The sequence below is a fragment of the Chengkuizengella marina genome, assembly GCF_009910845.1.
GTDB lineage: Bacteria > Bacillota > Bacilli > Paenibacillales > KCTC-33759 > Chengkuizengella > Chengkuizengella marina.
Map to the genome: position 1 here is coordinate 1 of NZ_SIJB01000080.1, position 2,060 is coordinate 2,060.

Here is a 2,060-nt window from a genome sequence, read left to right on the forward strand (position 1 = left end):
TTTAGTCGTGTGGAGTGTCAACAGTAGGATTATAAAATTATTAACCACATGCTTAATAATTTTTATTTTTTTATTCTTTCTCGTGAATATACTTGATAATTCAAACAGTTCAACAAAAAAGGAGCACATGACCTTGCTTTTTTAATTGTAGAAGATCCTTATAATTTAAAAGATATATCTACATTAATAATAATGATTTTATATCAGTTAATAATGAAGAGAATTTCCCTGGGATTTTATTATCGAATAAAGAATCCGAATTATTGTTGTGGACATCTCAAAAAATATTAGATGGTAAGAATCTAGATTATTTTTTGCATGTAGGAAATAACTCTAATACAAAGCTAAAATTTGTATTAGTTGGATTTTTAGATTGGAATCAAATACCGTTAAATAGTAATTCTCAAAAGGTTTTTTATGGAGAATTAAAGCCGAAACACAGAGGTATTATAAAAGGTGAAATAGAATATAATAAAATAAACGATAGATCCAATTTTACCGTGATATTTTTGCCCAATGCTTTTTCAATATTAAATAATTCATATGGTAAAGAATATGCTAACGAGGCTAGTTTTAGGCTAGGGATTTATAAATCTAAGGAGGAGAATTCATAAATGAAGAGAAAATATTATTTTATTTTTGGCTCATTATTTTTGATATTTAGCGGACTGATATATTCAATTGAACGTTTAGGAACCTATATTCAATGGTCAGCAGAGGCTATAGCGAAAAGTAATATGGAAATGGATATCCCTCAACTAAGTTTAGCTAATTTTTACACAAATATTTTTGTTATTATATTTATTTTAATAAGTATTATTAATTTCGTACTATATTTCAAATCAAAGAGTAGTGAATAGGAAAATGCCAGACAAGCTTATATTAGGTGCAAAATATCAAACTTCAATATAAAAGTCTTAATATAGTTTTTGTGTTAGGCACTTTTTCACTAATATTATTACTTATTTTTCATGTTAATACCTACTCCTTTGTAAAATAGAATGAAATTTCCTATTAAAAAGTAAATAGCTAATGGATAAAGACCAATCCTGTTATTATAATCGTAAACAATAGGGCTCCCCAAAAAGTAATATAGAATGTATCTTCTCCATCATGAATTTTCTTGGCTATGGAAACACAAACGATAAAAAATATAAAAGCAATTAAGGGGACAGACATAACGAAAATAGATATAATAATATCCAAATATAAAACCTCCTATCCTATCTGGGATATTTTTTAAAAGGTGAATCATAGTCCCTTGTCATTATTATTTTTATATTCTGAGTATTACCATCTTTACATTCTATATATCCACCTCTAACAAGTCCGTTTAATACCGAACGGACTGTTTTTTCGTCTTTGCCTGTTTTGATTTCAAGCTCTCGAATGGTTGGCATTCTTTTTTTTATTGAATGAGGGAAGTTATATAGGATACGTAATACTTTTCTCTCAAGGTCAGTAAGCAATGGAATCACCAGTTAATTTAGTTAATTTTGTAGTCAAATGTTTCATCACCCAACACCTACAATCTCATCAAATTTAATCCACTCATATTCACCCTCATACTCAAATTTAATTTGTCGTAATTGGGTATCAAATTTAGTTATTACCCCACTTATAAACTTATTCTGACCAAAAGATCTGAACAACTCTACAGTAACTTCTGATTCACTCAACATTGAATCTGATAATTGTTGAGATATAACATTAACTTCTTCTTCTGCAAGTACTGGTTTAGTCTTTCTATTTCGTTCTTTTTGATAATGATTCATCATCTCTTTATGTTCAGGTAGTATTATACGATGTGACTCCCAGAACATATTAGAGCCTTCCGTAAGTTTATTTTCATGCTGTTTCATATCATCACCTCTTATAGAACATTTGTTCTTATTATACAAGAAGCAAAGGAGAATATGCAAGTGTGTATTTTTGACACTCCACACGACTAAAGTCGTGGGATTCTTAAGAAGATTGATTTAAGAAATCCTTATTCTTAAAGGCTGTGCCAAACAGCCGCTATCCTGTAAGATATTTAAATCTATCAGGTTACTTTTACG

The 2,060-nt window shown here is 28.9% G+C and carries 5 protein-coding genes; 2 read left to right on the forward strand and 3 right to left on the reverse strand.

The features are described from left to right. The first annotated feature begins 263 nt into the window (after positions 1–263). Positions 264–614: a hypothetical protein gene (locus ERL59_RS20455; protein ID WP_160648081.1), complete on the forward strand. Its 351-nt coding sequence runs from the start codon at positions 264–266 to the stop codon at positions 612–614. After that, positions 615–860 carry a hypothetical protein gene (locus ERL59_RS20460; RefSeq protein ID WP_160648082.1) on the forward strand — a complete coding sequence of 82 codons (246 nt, stop codon included), beginning with the start codon at positions 615–617 and terminating at the stop codon, positions 858–860. Between the two features lie 169 nt (positions 861–1,029). Here ERL59_RS20460 and ERL59_RS20465 read toward each other — a convergent pair whose 3' ends face one another. Genes ERL59_RS20465 through ERL59_RS20475 form a run of 3 tightly spaced genes read right to left on the reverse strand, consistent with a single transcriptional unit; the run spans position 1,030 to position 1,862 of the window. Next, positions 1,030–1,206, reverse strand: coding sequence for a hypothetical protein (locus tag ERL59_RS20465; protein WP_160648083.1), 177 nt, complete (start codon positions 1,204–1,206; stop codon positions 1,030–1,032). A 17-nt stretch (positions 1,207–1,223) separates the two neighbouring features. Beyond that, positions 1,224–1,469, reverse strand: coding sequence for a helix-turn-helix domain-containing protein (locus tag ERL59_RS20470; RefSeq protein WP_160648084.1), 246 nt, complete (start codon positions 1,467–1,469; stop codon positions 1,224–1,226). Positions 1,470–1,514: 45 nt separating this feature from the next. Then, positions 1,515–1,862 carry a YolD-like family protein gene (locus ERL59_RS20475; RefSeq protein ID WP_160648085.1) on the reverse strand — a complete coding sequence of 116 codons (348 nt, stop codon included), beginning with the start codon at positions 1,860–1,862 and terminating at the stop codon, positions 1,515–1,517. Positions 1,863–2,060: the final 198 nt, after the last annotated feature.